At 49.1% G+C, this 17,280-nt stretch carries 16 protein-coding genes and 1 tRNA gene; 8 read left to right on the top strand and 9 right to left on the bottom strand.

The genetic code is table 11. From position 1 onward, the window contains the following. Positions 1-110 precede the first annotated feature (110 nt). The gene (locus J0M34_00945; protein ID MBN8542814.1) at positions 111-1,463 is read right to left on the bottom strand and encodes a trigger factor; all 1,353 of its coding nucleotides are present in this window, start codon (positions 1,461-1,463) and stop codon (positions 111-113) included. Between the two features lie 110 nt (positions 1,464-1,573). Here J0M34_00945 and J0M34_00940 point away from each other — a divergent pair. Then, positions 1,574-1,658, top strand: a tRNA-Leu gene (locus J0M34_00940). Between the two features lie 145 nt (positions 1,659-1,803). Here J0M34_00940 and J0M34_00935 read toward each other — a convergent pair. Next, on the bottom strand, positions 1,804-2,787 hold the full coding sequence (locus tag J0M34_00935) for a sodium-dependent bicarbonate transport family permease (GenBank protein MBN8542813.1): 984 nt from the start codon (positions 2,785-2,787) through the stop codon (positions 1,804-1,806). Positions 2,788-2,893: 106 nt separating this feature from the next. On the opposite strand from J0M34_00935, the gene J0M34_00930 reads away from it, so the two are divergent. From J0M34_00930 to hflX, 5 genes are all read left to right on the top strand, one after another. Then, positions 2,894-3,763 (top strand): LysR family transcriptional regulator, encoded by an 870-nt coding sequence (locus J0M34_00930; protein ID MBN8542812.1) that lies wholly within the window; start codon positions 2,894-2,896, stop codon positions 3,761-3,763. 202 nt (positions 3,764-3,965) lie between these two features. Then, positions 3,966-4,712, top strand: a complete 747-nt coding sequence (locus J0M34_00925) for an ankyrin repeat domain-containing protein (GenBank protein ID MBN8542811.1) — start codon at positions 3,966-3,968, stop codon at positions 4,710-4,712. A 160-nt stretch (positions 4,713-4,872) separates the two neighbouring features. Beyond that, complete coding sequence (gene valS, locus J0M34_00920) at positions 4,873-7,485, top strand: valine--tRNA ligase (protein MBN8542810.1); 2,613 nt, start codon at positions 4,873-4,875, stop codon at positions 7,483-7,485. A gap of 290 nt (positions 7,486-7,775) precedes the next feature. Beyond that, positions 7,776-8,042, top strand: a complete 267-nt coding sequence (gene hfq, locus J0M34_00915; protein ID MBN8542809.1) for an RNA chaperone Hfq — start codon at positions 7,776-7,778, stop codon at positions 8,040-8,042. 3 nt (positions 8,043-8,045) lie between these two features. After that, the gene (gene hflX / locus J0M34_00910; GenBank protein ID MBN8542808.1) at positions 8,046-9,305 is read left to right on the top strand and encodes a GTPase HflX; all 1,260 of its coding nucleotides are present in this window, start codon (positions 8,046-8,048) and stop codon (positions 9,303-9,305) included. Here the strand turns inward: hflX and J0M34_00905 are convergent. Both J0M34_00905 and J0M34_00900 read right to left on the bottom strand, forming a co-directional pair. After that, positions 9,298-9,981: a hypothetical protein gene (locus tag J0M34_00905; GenBank protein MBN8542807.1), complete on the bottom strand. Its 684-nt coding sequence runs from the start codon at positions 9,979-9,981 to the stop codon at positions 9,298-9,300. The two genes, hflX and J0M34_00905, sit on opposite strands and share 8 nt — an antisense overlap. Before the next feature lie 91 nt (positions 9,982-10,072). Then, positions 10,073-10,447: a lysozyme gene (locus J0M34_00900; GenBank protein MBN8542806.1), complete on the bottom strand. Its 375-nt coding sequence runs from the start codon at positions 10,445-10,447 to the stop codon at positions 10,073-10,075. 52 nt (positions 10,448-10,499) lie between these two features. On the opposite strand from J0M34_00900, the gene J0M34_00895 reads away from it, so the two are divergent. Next, a complete protein-coding gene (locus J0M34_00895) occupies positions 10,500-11,075 on the top strand; it encodes a PH domain-containing protein (protein ID MBN8542805.1) in 576 nt (191 codons plus the stop codon). Here J0M34_00895 and J0M34_00890 read toward each other — a convergent pair. Further along, the gene (locus J0M34_00890) at positions 11,072-11,488 is read right to left on the bottom strand and encodes a hypothetical protein (GenBank protein ID MBN8542804.1); all 417 of its coding nucleotides are present in this window, start codon (positions 11,486-11,488) and stop codon (positions 11,072-11,074) included. The genes J0M34_00895 and J0M34_00890 overlap by 4 nt on opposite strands. A 41-nt stretch (positions 11,489-11,529) precedes the next feature. Further along, entirely contained in the window at positions 11,530-11,823 is a 294-nt protein-coding gene (locus tag J0M34_00885) for a hypothetical protein (GenBank protein ID MBN8542803.1), read from the bottom strand. Between the two features lie 51 nt (positions 11,824-11,874). Between J0M34_00885 and J0M34_00880 the strand changes: the two genes are divergently transcribed. Then, the gene (locus tag J0M34_00880) at positions 11,875-12,246 is read left to right on the top strand and encodes a hypothetical protein (protein MBN8542802.1); all 372 of its coding nucleotides are present in this window, start codon (positions 11,875-11,877) and stop codon (positions 12,244-12,246) included. Between the two features lie 132 nt (positions 12,247-12,378). Here the strand turns inward: J0M34_00880 and J0M34_00875 are convergent, their stop codons facing one another. The 3 genes from J0M34_00875 to J0M34_00865 all read right to left on the bottom strand — a co-directional run bounded on the left by J0M34_00875 (position 12,379) and on the right by J0M34_00865 (position 17,171). Next, on the bottom strand, positions 12,379-13,266 hold the full coding sequence (locus J0M34_00875; GenBank protein ID MBN8542801.1) for a hypothetical protein: 888 nt from the start codon (positions 13,264-13,266) through the stop codon (positions 12,379-12,381). Between the two features lie 95 nt (positions 13,267-13,361). Continuing rightward, positions 13,362-15,236: a hypothetical protein gene (locus tag J0M34_00870; GenBank protein MBN8542800.1), complete on the bottom strand. Its 1,875-nt coding sequence runs from the start codon at positions 15,234-15,236 to the stop codon at positions 13,362-13,364. Positions 15,237-15,317: 81 nt separating this feature from the next. Beyond that, complete coding sequence (locus J0M34_00865) at positions 15,318-17,171, bottom strand: hypothetical protein (GenBank protein MBN8542799.1); 1,854 nt, start codon at positions 17,169-17,171, stop codon at positions 15,318-15,320. Between the last annotated feature and the right edge of the window lie 109 nt (positions 17,172-17,280).

Here is a 17,280-nt window from a genome sequence, read left to right as displayed (position 1 = left end):
CTGAATGATTATCTGAGCCTAGACCGTTTATAACCAGTTGGTCAAGACAGCTATCAGCAGAAAGATAGGAAACAGAGCGTGCGAAAAAAAGAGGTGCGCCTTTTAAGCCACTACTTTTTCTTCTTCTTTGACTTGGCGCCTTCGCCTTCAGCGCTCTCATCGCCCATCAGATCATCAAGCGTCACTTTCTTTTCGGTGCGCTTCACTTTCTCTAAGATGAAATCCACTGCCTTCTCTTCAAGGATTGGGCCCTTGAGATCATCCAGCGCTGCTGGATTCGAGCGGTAATATTCGAACACCTTATCTTCTTGGCCTGGGAATTGACGTGCATGCTGCATCACGGCTGCGGAAAGTTCCTCTTTGGTGATTTGCAGTTTATTGATGCGGCCAATTTCCGAAAGAATGATGCCAAGACGCACGCGACGCTCAGCAATCTTTTCGTATTCTTTTTTCAGCTCAGCATCGGACTTGCCTTCAAGTTCCTTGTCGCCTTGCTTTTTCGCTTCTTCAATTTGCTTCCAGATGCTGTCGAATTCGCTGCTCAGCATTTTCTTTGGCACCTCGAAATCAACTTTCTCATCGAGAATATCAAAGAGCTGCTTCTTCGACTTCTCACGACCCGCGCGGCCAGCTTCTTGCGCCATTTGGGTTTTCACTGCATCGGTGAGCTCAGCAAGGGTTTTGAAGCCAAAACCTTCTGCCAATTTGTCGTTCACATCTGGCGTGTGCACGCGGTGAACTTCATGTACCGTTACTTCGAATACAGTTGGCTTACCCGCCAAGTCTTTGCTGTGATAATCTTTAGGGAAGCTTAGCTTCACATCTACTTTATCACCCGCTTTGGTGCCAATCAGTTGGTCTTCAAAACCTGGGATGAATTGGTTCGAGCCAAGCTCCAACATGTGGCCTTGTGCCGCACCGCCTGGGAATGCCACGCCGTCAATCTTGCCCAAGAAGTCAATCTTTACGACAGAACCTTTCGCTGCCGCTTTGCCTGCCTCTTCTATATGTAAATGCTTACGGGTTTCTGCAAGGCGCGTCAGGCTCTGCATTACTTCTTCTTCGCTGATTTCCACGTTGTACTGATCCACCGTGAATTTCTCGAACTTAATTTCGGGAACTTCTGGCATCACTTCCACGTCGATATCAAATTGCAAATCACCGCCTTCTTTGAATTCAGTGATTTTGATGTCTGGCTGAAGCGCTGGGCGTAGCTTGTTTTTCTCAACCACTTCTTTCGTCGCTTTATTCACTGCGAGCTGCAGCACATCGCCCATCACGTCTTTTGCATAACGCTGCTTGAGTACGTTCATTGGAACTTTACCAGGACGGAAGCCAGGGATTTTCACTTTCTGGCCGAGGCTTTGCAGCTCGCTTTCCATATGTGTTTCGAGTTGTGCGGCAGGAACCGTCACGCTGTAGCTGTAGTTAAGTCCCTTATGTGCCTTGGCTGTTACTTGCATGGTCTTCTCTATGGTTGGAATGATTGAGCGCGCTAAAAAGCACAAGAGTCCACTACCAGCAAGTAAAAAACCTTGCTAAAGTGGATACCACTCTATAATGCAGAGTCTGCGCGGATGTGGCGAAATTGGCAGACGCACCAGATTTAGGTTCTGGCGCCGCAAGGCGTGAAGGTTCAAGTCCTTTCATCCGCACCATTTTACACTCGGCCCCCAATACGGCAAAATCAATAAAAATCAATTAATTAAGCCTATTATTCTGGTGCGTGGAGCAAAGAGGCAAACGCTGAATCTCGATCTATCGTGATGGTCTTCGTTATAGTTTGTCCCTTTACGTAAGTGATTAAGTAAGAAGTCTCTCAGCCAACGCAAAGTAGAGCGGTATGCCCAGCGTCACATTGAAGGGGAATGTAATAGAAAGGCTCATCGGCACGTAAATCGCAGCTCTAGCTTCTGGTAGCGCAAGGCGCATGGCGGCAGGCACAGCGATATAAGACGCACTGGCACATAGCACGGTGAACAAAGTTCCTGTGCCCACATCCAGCCCTATCAAACGACTGGCGACTAAGCCGATGCCCGCACCAATAAGCGGCATATAAATTCCGAACAGCGCCAGCGACCAAGTGAAGCTTCTCAGTTGGTGGAGGTTTCGCGCCACTAACAAACCCATATCCAACAGGAATAAGCAGAGAATCCCCTGAAACGGCGCATCTAAGAAGCCAGCCACCTTATTCATGCCTGGCTGACCTGTAATCCAGCCGACAAGGAATGCGCCAGTCAGAAGCAGAATGGCACCATTAGTGAATATCTCGCGACTAAACAGTCTCTTTTCTTCGCGTGCATGCTTGGTCTGTGGTGACGCACGGTGAGCAATGAATAATCCAGAGATAATGGCAGGTGCTTCCATCAACGCTAGAACAGCAACGATATAACCCGCATAGACAACTTCGTTGGCTTTAAGAAACGTGGCGGCAGTTACAAATGTCACCATGCTAATCGAGCCATAATGCGCAGCGACTGCGGCAGCAGTTGGGCTGTCCAACTTGGAGGTTAGACGCAACAAACCATAGGCAAGAAAGGGTTGTAGAAAACCAATGAGCAAACCCGCACCGATCGCGGCAATCACCTCGCCGTTAAGGTCATGCGTATTGGCAATCGCTACACCACCTTTGAAGCCAATCGCCATCATGAGATAAAGCGACAAGTAGCGGCTGATGCTGTCTGGTACTTCCAAATCGGATTTTAGAAAACCCGCTATAATACCCAGCGCAAAAAACAGGATGGCGGGCGAAAGTACGTTTTGTGATATGAGTTCCAAAAATTCCATAAGTTTCCTTGCTGTGTGTATTGGTGTGCTGCCAATACGATAAATATATTTATATTGAAAATTGATAGTTATTATATATTCTATAAGAATTACTTATAGGTAAGCGATGCCATTTCACATCGACACACATGTTCTCAAAAGCTTTATATCAATTGCTGAAACAGGCACATTCAGCAGCGCCGCAGAGAGTATTGGGCGCACACAATCTGCACTTAGTTTGCAAATAAAGAAGCTTGAAGAAAGCTTGGGATGCCAACTCTTTGACCGCTCTAAACGCAAAGTGCAACTCACCGAGCATGGTGAAATCTTCCTTGGATACGCGAAGCGCATCATGCAGTTACATTGGGAAGCATATAGCCGCCTTAAAGAGCCAGACATAGAGGGTGACATTCGCCTTGGCACGCCCGAGGATTTCGCGACACATTACCTACCTGACGTGCTTTCCACTTTTCGCCAACATCATCCACGCGTGAAGTTGAATGTGTCGTGCGACCTAACACTGAACCTCATAGAGGGTTTTCGTCGCGGTCATTACGATGTTGTGCTGGTTAAGCGTGATCCCAAGGCGGCAAAGGGCGGTACTAAAGTTTGGCGCGAGCCTCTAGTCTGGGCAGCGGCAGATCACCACAAAGTCGAAGAGCCTCTTTCGTTGGTATTATCACCTCAACCATGCATCTATCGCGCGCGAGCACTAGCGGCGCTGGATAAAATTAAGAAGCCATGGCGTATTAGTTATACCAGCCCGAGTCTCGCTGGTACAATTGCAGCAGTGAAAGCTGGATTGGGCGTCACCGTTTTGCCCGCCAATATGTTGCCTAGTGGCATTCATCAGATTCGCAAAGAAATAAAATTGCCAGAACTCGCTGATGCAGAAATCGCCCTCCTGAAACGTGACAACTTATCTAAGGCTTCAGAAATGCTGGCCGAGCATATCGTACACAGCTTAGAAAGCGCACAATTAAGTCTCGCGCGCTGAATAGTGCATGAACTCTCCATTTTCCCAGAAGTAAAAAAACCGCTTGCTTGACTTAGGTCAATTGCTTGCACTCAAACTTATATATACAACCTGTAATTAATAAAAATTTAATTTTAAAATTATTAGTTGCATATTTAGTGAGCGAAGAATACAACCCTAGATGGTATCCAGCTCAATAACACAACCCAAAACAGGTGGTCAAATGACCTTACTGGAACATGGAAGACCCTCGAAAGATGCCACAAACCAAGCCTATGCGTGGTTCAGTGCCGTAACCACTGCTGACTGGAATACGATGCGCAGCCTCCACGATGGTGGGCTGCCGATCGACGTTTCGCACCCCCTTCGTCAGACAACCGCTCTGATGGAGGCTACTCGTCAGAGGCGGGCGAAAGTGGTGGAGTGGTTGCTCCATCATGGTGCCTCCCCTGTCCTTTTAGCAGGTACACGCGCCACTACTGCACTCCACATCGCATTGAAGATGGAACATCTGCAAATCGCTGATCGCCTATTGCTAGCCTCGCCCAGCGCTGCAAGCTGTGATTATGCAGGCCACACGACGCTGCACTTGCTCTGCGCCAACATCATGACCGAACCGCGCCAAATCAGCCTTGCCACAAAAATCGCAGAAATCATTCTCATGAAAGGTTGCCACATTGATGCGCTGGATAACGAGGGCATCAGCGCACTACATTATTGTGTTATCAATGGCCTCTACGCGCTTGCAAAACTCCTGCTTAACCATGGCGCAAATCCCAATATCATGTCACCTGAAAGCAAGGTGACCCCCCTCACTATCGCAGCGCTTGAGCGCCAGCGCGACATGGTTGAATTGCTGATACATTATGGGGCCAATCCCAACATTTGCACGCAAGACGGCAAATCACCACTCGAACTCATGCCAGAAATTCAGCAGTGGGTAGCCCAACCCGCCTCGCAAATGAATTAGAGGAACTGTGAATGGGTACACTGCGTAGCGCCGTAGCTGCGCGAGCCGCTTGCGGCGAGGGAGCGTAGCGGGGGCAAAGCGCCCCCCGTGCCGAAGGCACAAAAATCATAGAGGCGAAGGGGTTGCACCTACCTGTAAAACCATTTACACATCACGCCCCATGAGCACCTACACACATAAAATGACTCCCCTGCCCGAACAATACGACACGGCAGCAATCGAGAAAAAATGGCAGCAGCATTGGCTGAACCATAAAACCTACGCGTGGGACGCGAATGAATCGCGCGCGAATTCCTACGTCATCGATACCCCTCCGCCAACGGTGAGCGGCACGCTGCACATGGGGCACGTATTCAGCTACACGCAGGCGGATTTCATCGCCCGCTTCCAACGCATGACAGGTAAAAACGTCTTCTACCCCATGGGGTTTGACGATAACGGGCTGCCCACCGAGCGCTTGGTCGAGAAAACGAAAAAAATCCGCGCCGTGGATATGTCGCGCGAAGACTTCATCAATGTGTGTCTTGGTGTTTCTGAAGAAGCGCGTAAAGAATTCCGCGCGCTGTTCGAGAGCATCGCCCTCTCCGTTGATTGGGCGCAAGAGTATCACACCATATCCGACGACTCGCGCCGCCTGTCGCAACTTTCGTTCTTGGATTTAGTTCAAAAAGGCCATTGCTACCGCGCCCTGCGCCCGTTTTATTGGGACCCTGTTGATCAAACCGCCATCGCGCAAGCCGAAATCGTCGATAAAGAAATGGCAAGCCACCAGAACATTATTTTGTTCGAAGTCGATGGTGCGAAAGTCCCTGTCATGACCACACGACCAGAGCTGCTACCCGCTTGCGTCGCGCTCATGTATCACCCCGATGATGCGGCGAAATACAAAGGCAAAACCGCACGCACGCCACTCTTCAATATCGAAGTTCCCATGGTGGCGGACGAAAAAGTCGATAAAGAAAAAGGCACTGGCCTCGTTATGTGCTGTACCTTCGGCGACGACACCGACAAAGAATGGTGGGACAAGCATAAGCTGCAAACCCGCGTGATTCTCAATAAATACGGCAAGCTCGACCCCGCGCTTCTCAAAGCTGCAGGCATCGCCGATGCGCAGATTGAATTAATTCAAAATAAAAAGACATCCAACCCAGACCCAAAAAATCTGGGCGCGCGCGAAACCATCATCGCGCTGCTGAAAGATGCTGGCTTGCTGACCGAGCAAAAACCAATCACCCATGCCGTGAAATGCGCTGAACGTTCGGGCGCGCCGCTGGAGATTCTACCAAGCGAACAATGGTTCGTGCGCGTGATGGACAAAAAAGATGCGCTGACCGCAAAAGCAAAAGAGTGTAATTGGAATCCAGAGTGGATGCGCGTGCGCATGGAGCAATGGATTGAAGGCCTGTCGCAAGACTGGTGCATCTCGCGCCAACGCTACTTCGGCGTGCCGTTCCCTGTGTGGTATGAATTGGGTGTAGATGATCTCGAAGCATTCGCACAACCAATCAAATTAGTTTACGCTTCGTCAGAACAATTACCCGTGAACCCGCTAGTGGATTCACCAAGCGGTTATCAAAAAATTTCCGATGCCGAGGCCGCTTCTAGAGGACATAAAGTTTCAGGAAATTTTCATGGAAAAATCCATATCAATCCCGAAGGCAAGCTAGTTGCACTATTTCCCGATATGGACGTGATGGATACATGGGCGACATCGTCGATTTCGCCGCAACTTTCTGCGCATGCGATTGGTGGTGATAGTGACCGCTTCGCGAAACTGTTCCCCGCTGATTTGCGCCCACAAGCGCACGAGATTATCCGCACATGGGCATTCTACACCGTGGTGAAGGCGCATCTACATAGCGATAGCGTGCCATGGCACAATCTCATGATTTCAGGCTGGTGCTTGGCCGAAGATAAATCGAAAATGTCAAAATCTAAAGGTAACGTGGTAACGCCCGTTGCACTCATCGAAGAAAAAGGAACGGACGCGGTGCGCTACTGGGCAGCGACCTCGCGCCTCGGGCAAGACACGGCCTTCTCACCCGACCTGCTGAAAATCGGCAAAAAACTCGTCGGCAAACTGTGGAACGCGACTGCATTCGCCGCGATTCATTTGAACAAAATGACCGACGCACCAAAGACTGCCGCAACGGATAAAGCGATTACCGAAGTGCTCGACCAATGGATTCTCTCGCGCTTAAGCGAAACCGTGACCGCCGCAACCGAAGCCTTCGCGCGTTACGAATATGCCGACGCGCTCGATAAAACCAACGCATTCTTCTGGGCAGACTTCTGCGACAATTATTTGGAGCTGATTAAAAAGCGCGTGTACAACGAAGATGGTTCGTTCACCGCTGCGCAGCAGCAATCGGCTATCCGCGCACTGTATTATTGTTTGAACACCATTCTCAAACTCTATGCGCCCTTCGTTCCACACGTGACCGAAGAGCTTTATTCCCACATCTTCGCCGATGATTACGCTGCCAAAGGTTCACTCCATGCTCGCGGCACATGGCCAAGCAAGAAAGACTTCAGCGTGAAAGCCGAGGCACTTGATGCAGGCAAACAAGCACTCGAAGTGCTCACCAGCATCCGCGACGCTAAATCAAAGGCAAACGTATCGATTAAATTCCCTGTGAAACTACTGACCGTAGCCAGCGCATTCAAACCCGATGCTTGGATTGGCGATGTGTGCGGTGCAGGTAACGTGAGTGAGTGGAAATCAGGCGCCTCGACCACAGTCGAGCTAGCCGAACAATCCGATGCGGCCTAAAAAAAGTGGGTACCATTTTCATGGTACCCCAAGCTCTCCTCGCACAGAAGAAATCATGTATTTCGTATAGGGTGTTGTTAACTTCCTATGTTCTGACTATAGCAAAGGAACGGGTTAATTTGTGTTAAGATATGGTTAAGGTTTTAGGGTGTCCCCCTAGGCCTAGAGCCAAAAATGGGTAAAACACGCTTCCCCTATTGCCTTTTTAATCGGGTTTTGTATGGTGCCCCCAGTCTCGCGGTGCGAGCTAGCCACTAATAACAACAGCAAAACCAAAAGGAATAAGAACCATGGCAAGCGAAAAAAATCAGAATATTCAAGACGTTTTCCTCAATACCCTGCGTAAAGAAAAAGTCGCCGTTACGGTGTTTTTGACCTCTGGCGTGAAGCTTCAGGGCAATATCTCGGGCTTCGACAATTTCTGCGTCGTTCTGCGCCGCTCACCGCAAGTGCAGCTGGTGTATAAGCACGCAATTGCCACCATCGTTCCTGGCCAACCCATCAGCCTCTATAAAGGCGAAGATGATGGCGACGATGCAGCACCTGCTCAAGAGTAGTATCTGACGCTACGAACCTTAGTTATCCACCCCGTCACCACCAAATCCGACGACGAGCGGAGCTTACTCGCACGTCTTGAAGAGGGCGTGGGCCTCGCTTCGGCCATCGATTTGCAGGTGGTGGGCGCGCATATCGCCAAGCTGCGCTCCATAACTCCCGCAACGTTACTCGGCAAAGGCAAGGTTGAAGAATTCGCAGCAATCGTCGAATCGGATGACATTGGTTTAGTGGTGATGGATTGCGCATTAACGCCCATCCAACAACGCAATTTGGAAACGAATCTGGGTTGCAAAGTCATTGACCGCACCGCGCTGATTCTCGAAATCTTCGGTGCCCGCGCACGCACGAACGAGGGAAAGCTGCAAGTCGAACTCGCCTCGCTTACCTATCAAAAATCACGCCTCGTGCGTAGTTGGACACACCTTGAGCGCCAACGCGGTGGCTTCGGATTTTTGGGCGGTCCGGGTGAATCGCAGATTGAAATTGACCGCCGCCTCATCAGCGAGCGCATCGATAAAATCAAAAAACAGTTGGAAAAAGTCGTGCGCACGCGCGAACTGCACCGCGCCAAACGGCGCGATATTCCCTATCCGGTGGTCGCTCTTGTTGGCTATACGAACGCGGGCAAATCCACGCTCTTTAATCGGCTCACGCAATCTGCCGTCATCGCGCAAGACCAGCTATTTGCAACGCTCGATCCCACCATTCGCTCCCTCACCTTGCCTTCAGGTTTGAAGGTCATGCTATCCGACACGGTGGGTTTCATTTCCAATCTTCCAACGGAGCTGGTCGCCGCTTTCCGCGCAACGCTCGAAGAAGTATTGGAAGCCGATGTATTGATTCACGTGCGCGATATTAGTTGCGAAGATACACTCGCGCAAAAACATGATGTCGAGAAAGTGATGAAGAATTTATTCGGCAATGAAAGCTATTTTGAACATCTCATCGAGGCACATAATAAAGTCGACAAGCTCGACCCATTGGCAGCAGCCGAAGATACCACATTGCCCATCGTGCGTGTTTCTGCATTGAGCGGCGAAGGTTGCGCAGAACTACTCGAACGCATCGAGGCGATGCTATCCGAACACCTTATGGAAGCACATCATTTCACGCTAGACCCAACGAATGGCAAAGCGCTTGCATGGCTCTACGCGCATGGGCAAGTCACCAATCGCAAAGATGAAGAAGAGAAAATCCACGTTCACGTGCATCTATCAAATGCTGATGCAGAACGCTTCAAACGAATCATTCAGATTAACTGATTGCTGCAGCAGCCTTAGTAGCATTTTGTAGGTGTGCTCTGCCAAGCAACAAGGCAGCAGCAGTACCAAGCGTGAAAATGGCAATCTGACCACCGCGCATCAAGATACTGCGGTCTTCACCATCTTTGGTTTTTGAGTTGGTAATACCATTCACAGCACCCACAGCACACAGCGCCGTAGCACCCATGCGAGCAAATGCAACTGGACCATTCTTCGGATTAAGATTTTTAACAGCAGCGCCCACCAAACCTTCGGTTTGCACCATACCTGTCATACCTTTTAGCGCTTTACCAAGACCAGCAATCTTGTCCGCCGAACCTTTTTGGCCTTGTAGCAAACTATGAGATTCATTCAAACGCGCAAGCTTTGCTGCATCATCACCTAAATCAACACCTTCTTTCGCAGCAAAAACACCATCTGTCTCAACGATTTTATTGCCCAGTTCTTTCTGAAGTTTTACGAAATCGTGCGCAGCGTCTTTTACATCATCCGAAAGGCCTTTGAATTCCTCTACCGAAAGCTTAAACTTATCATTAAGCTTACCTTTGAAATCATCTGCAAACACACTGTATGGCTGAATGGGATTGCCCTTAGCATCTTTTGCACCACGCGGATCAAGCTCCACAATGGCTTGTGCCATTTCACCAATCGTTGCTGCTTTTTTTTCTTTTGCCATACACGGCTCCCGTTATTTCCTACTCACATCATAGCAAAATGAGCGTGTATGTATGTGACAGTTTTATGAAAATTTGCCGTGCCCGCAATGGCTATAACACGCTGTTTTTCATATAAAGTTTACCTTCGGCCTGCCGCCTCCTAACCAAGCCTGAGAGCCGCTTTCCGCCCGCAAATACCCATTTCGAGAATTCACGCGCAGCCGCTTCATGCTCGCCTCGATTTATTTTACGGCGCAACGTCGAACGCTGTAATGCGCCAGAACCCAGATTAAACGTAAAACTCACGAGCGCATCAAATTGGTTTTGCGTCAGTGGCACATGGATAAGGCGCATCACTGCTTGTTCTGCAACGCGCAGATCTTTGCGCAGCGCATCGATGCGGTAAAAAGCCTCATTCACCGTTACTTCCTTTTGCGCCTGTGACTGCTCGAGCAACGTCATGCTTAAATGTGGCGTATTCGCCATGTGGTCCTCCGTTAGTGTTTGGTTTGTGTGAGAAGAATGCTAGAATCATCGAATGCCGACGATTGATCAGATCTGGAAACAAATTAACGGGCTGCCGCACCGCTACGTATTTTATACGAAGAAAGAAATTCGCTATCTGCCTGAAGTCCTTGCGGAGGGTGAACGTATCCTTGCACTCACCTCTGGCTACATGAACACGTCAACGTGGCTCTGTGTCTGCACCGATCGCCGTGTTTTGTTCCTTGATCGCGGCATGTTCTTTGGGCTGCGTCAGGTACAAATGTCGCTTGATCGCATTCAGTCGATTGATTCGAGCTACACCATCTTCTTCGGTGCTCTACGGTTTTGGGACGGCGCATCCTCCATCACCATTAAAATGGTTTTGAAATCCAGCATTCACCCCTTTGTAAAAACTGTCCAAGAGGCGATGGACATCTATAAACGCCAGATGGTCTATGATTTGGCGGCAAGCGCCACCAGCGCCCATCGCACGGCGCAATCGAGCGGAACTTTGAATGCTACTGTCGATTTAACGAGTGAGTTAGAACGCCTTGGAAAACTGCGCGATGCAGGTCACCTCAGTGACGCCGAGTTCCAACAAGCAAAATCCAAATTATTGCAAAATTAGTGCGTGTGATTCAGTAACGAGGTCACACGTGCGCGCAGGTTGATATCCAACGACTTCATCGCCTCAGGATAGAGGTGATCAAGCTTATTCACATACGCTGAGAAGCTAATCTCATTCGCTTCCACCAAATGCACCAAGCTATCAAGAATCACTTGTGTACGCGTATCACCAATACGCATACCCAAACTAAGCGCCAACTGACGCGCGGTATTATCGCGAATCTTTCGCTCAATATCAAAAGAGCTCGTTTTCTGCACTAATTGCGAAAGCGCCTGCTTTGTAATCATCGGCGCATGATATTCGTGCGGAGCTTGGGGTAATGTTTCCATCCAGCCTCGCCATTTCTTGCTACCAGCAAATAAGCTGGTGATACGACGGGTCAAATCAGCAGTGGATACGTTCTGGAAGTTCATATCTCCACTATACCCACCAATTCTTAACAAACCGTTACTGATTAGAGGATTGTTTCAGCAACCTGTCCGCGCCCAACCAATGACGAAAGTTGATAAATCCTGACCGTAAAATCACTAGGAATACTGCCAAAATCAGACGTTTGTTCTGCTGACGTATAAAGCTGTGTTGGCACATTCACTCGCCAACTTCTTATAACATTTCCGCTATAGATAATTTCCACATCATATTGTTCGGTTGTTTCCATGAGTGGCACGTCTACTTCAGCGCGCCATTCACCGCCGTGGCACCCACTTTCATATTGCAGTGCACGGCTATCTGGCAAAACAGCCAGCATAGCGCGCAATAGTTAACGAATCCTTAACGAATCTTGAGTTATATTGAACGCATGTATAGGCCGATTCATGCAAACGCTGGGCCAGCCTTGCCAATATCGAATAAAGGAATCACGATTGGCGGGTTGCTCGCCGCAACCTTTTTTCTCCCCGCCTGCGGCATGATGGACCTCTCCATCAAACATTTGAACTTCGACAAGACGAAGGCAAAATCGGGTCAGCTCGCCGTCTTGGATATCGACTACGACCAAGATGAATTCACCGAACCTTATCAGCTAGAACTTGTCCGCTTGCGCGGCTCTCGCAAGGGTTACGCTTTACGTGCGCCACTTTACGTCGAAGAAAAAGGCGGCGTTCATTTCATGGTGGCTAAGCAAAAAGAATTTAAGTGGTTTGTTGGCTTACAAGGTCGCTGGGAATTCTAAAGACCTGATCAAACAGCTCTGGCCATTTTTTATAAAAACTATTCTGGCCCACCCGATGAGCCATAACTAATATCGCTCGGGAATTGCGTTTCCACGAAACTCATTGACGACTCCTGAAACTAAATTGAAAAACTAAACGACGCGGCCTTGCGTAGGTGCAGTAGCACGTTGTGAATTGACTTGCTGTGCCCAGCTACCTTGGCGACCACCACGCGAACCATGACGAGCAGTAAACTGCCCAAATGCTTGTTGCTGTTGGCCAGGCGATACCATAATTAAATCTTGATGCTTAAGGCGACCAGTATTTACTGCCTGCGCATCACGATCCGCCAACTGATACAAATCAGGCATCGCAGCTAATACAGAACGCTGCTCTACTTCGTTCATTTTATGCAGTGGCTTCTTAAATTGCTTTTGGATTTCTTCTTGCAGACCTTCATCTTGCGCAATACGCAACAGCATCACATCAACAGCTTCGATTGGCGCACCTTGTGCGGTCTTTTCATCAATCACTGAAACCACATCTTGTACGGTCAGCGTATCCTTGTTGAAAAGCATCGAAGCAAAACCACCAGCAACACCGCTCACTGCTTCTGTTACACCTTTTGCAGCAAGTCCAGATCCTGGAATAATCCCGCCAAACGTTGCTACTTTTGCCGCACCGTTGCTCATATGACTTGCGCGATCAGCGCGCTCTTTTTCTAGATCAACCTTGCGTACCAATTTTGCAAAAGCAGGATTGGTCTTTGCCGCCATATCCAATTCGCGATGGCCAACACTGTTAGGATCAATTCCAAGCTCAGCAGCGATTTGCGAGCGATAATATTTTGCTAAAACTTTTTTCTGATCTTTAGCGACTTCAGCATTGCGATAAAGATCAACGCCCCACGAAAGGAACAATCCAGCAGGTATCAACGCAACAGCAAAACCAGCGACCGACAAAGCAATCGCTTTCGGACTCCAATTCTTGCCATCAATCTTTTTACCAAGATTGCCGACTGCTGCGATAGTTGACGCCATAATATTACAATTCCTCAGCCTTTATTTTAACATACTGAGTAGTAAGGATTATGAACCTTTTGTGACATTTGGCCCTTTAGATGGGCTGCCCTAGCTTAGTGTGCTTGGGCCTTCTGGCGGGTTTCCACCATACCTTCATGCGATGCTTCGGCCATGCTTACCTGCTTAGCAGGTGCCGCAGCCATCTGCATGGAAGGCAATTCTTTGGTCTTTGGATGATCAGCTTCCGGTGCTGCATTCTTCTTGGTTTCTGGCGCTGCATCCTTCTTGGCTGCGGCCACTCTTTTGGCTTCCTCGGCCTTCTTAGCAAGCGCCTCGGTTGCCTCACGTGCCAGCGCAGTCATCTGTTCTGGGTTAGCAATCGCCTGTAGCGTTTGGCGCGCATTCAACCCCTTGCTCACCAACGCTTCTGCCATTGGCTCCACAAGGCGGTTATCTACGCCCATATTCTTAGCAATGCCAGGAATGCTGGCAATCATGAAGCGAACAAGTCCAACGCGCTGCTCAGGCGCTAATTGCACCTTACCAGCATCGGCATCCTTTAAGTGTTGATATGCCTTGATCGAGCTATTCTCGCCAATCAGCATATTGTGCGACAATTGTTCCAAACCAGGCATATTAGGCGCGCCATACCAAGGCATCGCCGCCACACCTGCCATACCTAACCCCTTCATGGTTGATACGTTCAGGATTTCAAAGCCCGTATTCAATGCACCATAAATGCCGCGTCCACCTTTTGCTTTAAGCGCCGTCTCAGCCGCCTGCTTAACAAGCGGGTGCGCATCTTTGCCCAACATCATCTCTTTAGTAACCTGCTCGGCAGAGACACCATATACATCCGCCGCAAATTCTTTTACCAAGCTCTTCTCAAGCTTCGTATCACGGCTCAAATCCATCAACTTAGCGCCAGCCGTTAAGGTAGCACCCACACCAAAGAGCACATGGAAAATGCTCGCGCGTCCCAAACCTTTTGGCAGTGCGCGCATCGTTCTGGCAATCGCGCTACCACCTTCAGCACCAATATCTTTCCAACCTGCTGCTGCCGTTGCCGCCGTTGCACCGTGACGAAGCTGAACGCGCACCTTGTGATAATTCGAATGCTCAAGCCCACCAAGCGCTGCATCTGCAACCGTCTTGTTTGCCGTGTGGCGCACGCCATCAATACCTTCATGCAGCGCGGTTTCTAATGCACGCGGATCGTGTATATCCTTGAGCTTTACAATGCCTTCTTTCAGCACATCATATTGTGTAGCCGTGGAAACGGCACTTTTGCCCATCAAATTCTTACCAATGAATCCAGGCTCCTTCGTTGCAGTACCCGTCATCAAATCTGGCAATTCCACAACTTGCTTATGCGCCGCATCGACCAATCGTTTTGCGCGCCAATTCGCAAATTTTCTTACCTGATCATCGAGCCACTTAAGCGGACCTTTTTCCACCAGCTTGCCCGCTTTGTTCTCAAGTGCCTGACCAAACGAGCTACCAGCAACCTTGCCGTCTTTAATTTTGAGGTGCTTGCCTGTTTGTTCATACCACGCATCAAGCTTTGCATTCTCAACACCTTGGCGCATGTTGAATTCATGGCGCTTGAGTTGAACGCGATTACCAAAATTTTTCCAGTCACGCAGTTCCGTATCTTTGAGTGCACGAATCGGCGCGCGCAACACGCCGTTCACTTTTGCTTCCCACGAACCTTTAATTAATCCATTCAGCGTCAGTGCTTTTGCAAGCAACGCAGTTCCCAAGTCCATGAACATGGGAATAGACAAAATTCCACCAACCGTTTGCACGGTTCCAATGAATGCGCGATCTTTCTGATCTTCTTTCTCGAATGCCTTTGTTACGTGCTGGGCAGCGATAATAGGCGCAGGGTGCGGCACATGAAAATCACGCATAGCCGACGTGCCAGCAACGCTCGACTGCGTCACACGCGCACCACCAGATCCATGAATATCCGCAAACTCTTGCATAACAATTCCTCACGCTAATTCTAACAAATCAACGTATTAGGAAGTGTGAAGGTTTAATGAAGGTTAGTATAAGCAGGCTAGCTAAATTGCCTTTTCTTGGCTCTCACCACTCGCATCGCGGCGGGAAGCTTCCTTCTCGGCATGACTCGCGGTTTTAGCGCCACCATTCAATGGCTTAGCAGCATCATCGACAGGCGTTTCAGTCGCCGCAACTTTAGCAGGCGAGCCCTTAGACATTACTTTACCCAGATATCCCGCTTCACCCACATGGATACGATCAAGCGCTGCGGTAGCCAATACGCGCTCAATGCCAACTGGATTGGTGGGGTTGTGTGAAAGTTTTTGCAAGGCCTCAGCGCCACCAGAGCGAATCTGATCAGCCGCATCACGAATCTGCTTAATTTCCTCTTTCGCAAGCCCCATATCCTGAAGGGCCTTATCATCCTCAGCCGCCATACCCGTCACTAGCTTGCTAAGCTGGTCTTTATATCGGCCTAGCGTTGCATCACGGATGTCTTTAATTTCTTTTTCTCCCACACCCACTTCGGCAAGCACCGAGTCTGGGAACATCGCCGCAAAGAAAAGTCTTTCATCACCCTTCAGCGCATCAAGCGCTTCTTTGACTTCTTTCTTATTAAATGCAGCATCTGCAAAATATTCTTTAGGATCAAGACGCATGTAGGATGCGGTATTCACGCCAATTTCTTGTAGTCGCTTTTGAATATCAGAAGGCTTAGCTAATGCGCGCCCATGGTTCCGCACAACATGCCCTTCACCAATGAGTCGAATAAGCGCCAGCGTGCTGATTTCACCGTTTTTAATGGCCTCTGCAATCGGTTTGGCAACTTCACGTAATTGCTCGTCAAACGCCTTACGAAGCGGAACATATTCTGCATCCAATGCTGCCATATCAAGCTGGTGGGCTTTGATAATTTCGACAACATAATCCGTCAAATTCGCCGAGCTACGCCCACTACCCTTCGGTAGCGCATAATCTCTTAAGTCTGAGCCAGAAGCGCTAATCTGGCGCTCTAATTCAATCACCATATCCGTCGCGGTAACAGAACGCGCCTTACGCTTGAATCTGCGCTCGTTTGCTTTCTTGAACAAATCAAGAATAGGAATAACCGCCGCCGAAGAACCCGCGCTCCAACCAGCAATTTTTGCTGCTATACTTGATTGGTGAGCATCTGCCGCCGCCCCGCCAGCAGCAGCAATAGAAGCATTGGCCGTATTATTATTTCTTAGATTGCGCGCATTCACACCAGCCAGAACAACCGATGGCGTAACACTCAGCATAGAAATAAAATTATTCGTATGCGTTAGCTGAGCCGCAGCTTGCTTGTGCTTGCGGTAAGCATAAATCATTTCGTTCTGCTCTGCCTTAATCGTCATGAGCGAGCTCAACGAATGCTTGCCCGTAATATCATCGAGTACTGGAGCAATATACTTTGCAGCATCTACTAGCTTCTTACGCTCATCCTTATAGCCATTCATCATCGCAGAAATTGGCTGCCATGCCAAAGGCAACACCATCGATGCAACACCAACACTTAAAGCTGCTGTTTGAATCGTCTTAGGGTTAGCGTTCTTGATGCCAACCATTCCTAACGACTTACTGAATAAACCGTCTTTCTTCGTGATGAAATTGTAGGAGTGCTCTTGTGCGGATGGCAGCACCATACCCAGCAAACCGCCCCAAATCATTTCGGCTTGCGCAACCATGTACCCAGGCATCGGAATGATGCCGAGGAATTTTTCTTCCCGTTCTTCTTCGCCTTGGTGCGTGCGTTCATACTCCTCGGCGGCGCGGTCAGCGTCAGCTACCAACTTCGAGGTATTACGTTTCAATTCCGATATGCGCTGGCGCTCTTCATACGAAAGCGCGCTCAGATCCTCACCAGAATTTCCCGAACTGTACGAACTATAAGCCAATTAATACCCACTACTATTAGTGTATTTCACCTTGCATTATAGCGAATTGGCTAGCCTAAAGTGTGACAATTCGATGAAGCTTCACTCTATATATGTAGCCTTGTCATCA

The organism is Alphaproteobacteria bacterium (assembly GCA_017302575.1).
Taxonomy (GTDB): Bacteria; Pseudomonadota; Alphaproteobacteria; order Rickettsiales; family UBA3002; genus JAFLDD01.
This window is presented reverse-complemented; position numbering and strand designations above follow the sequence as displayed.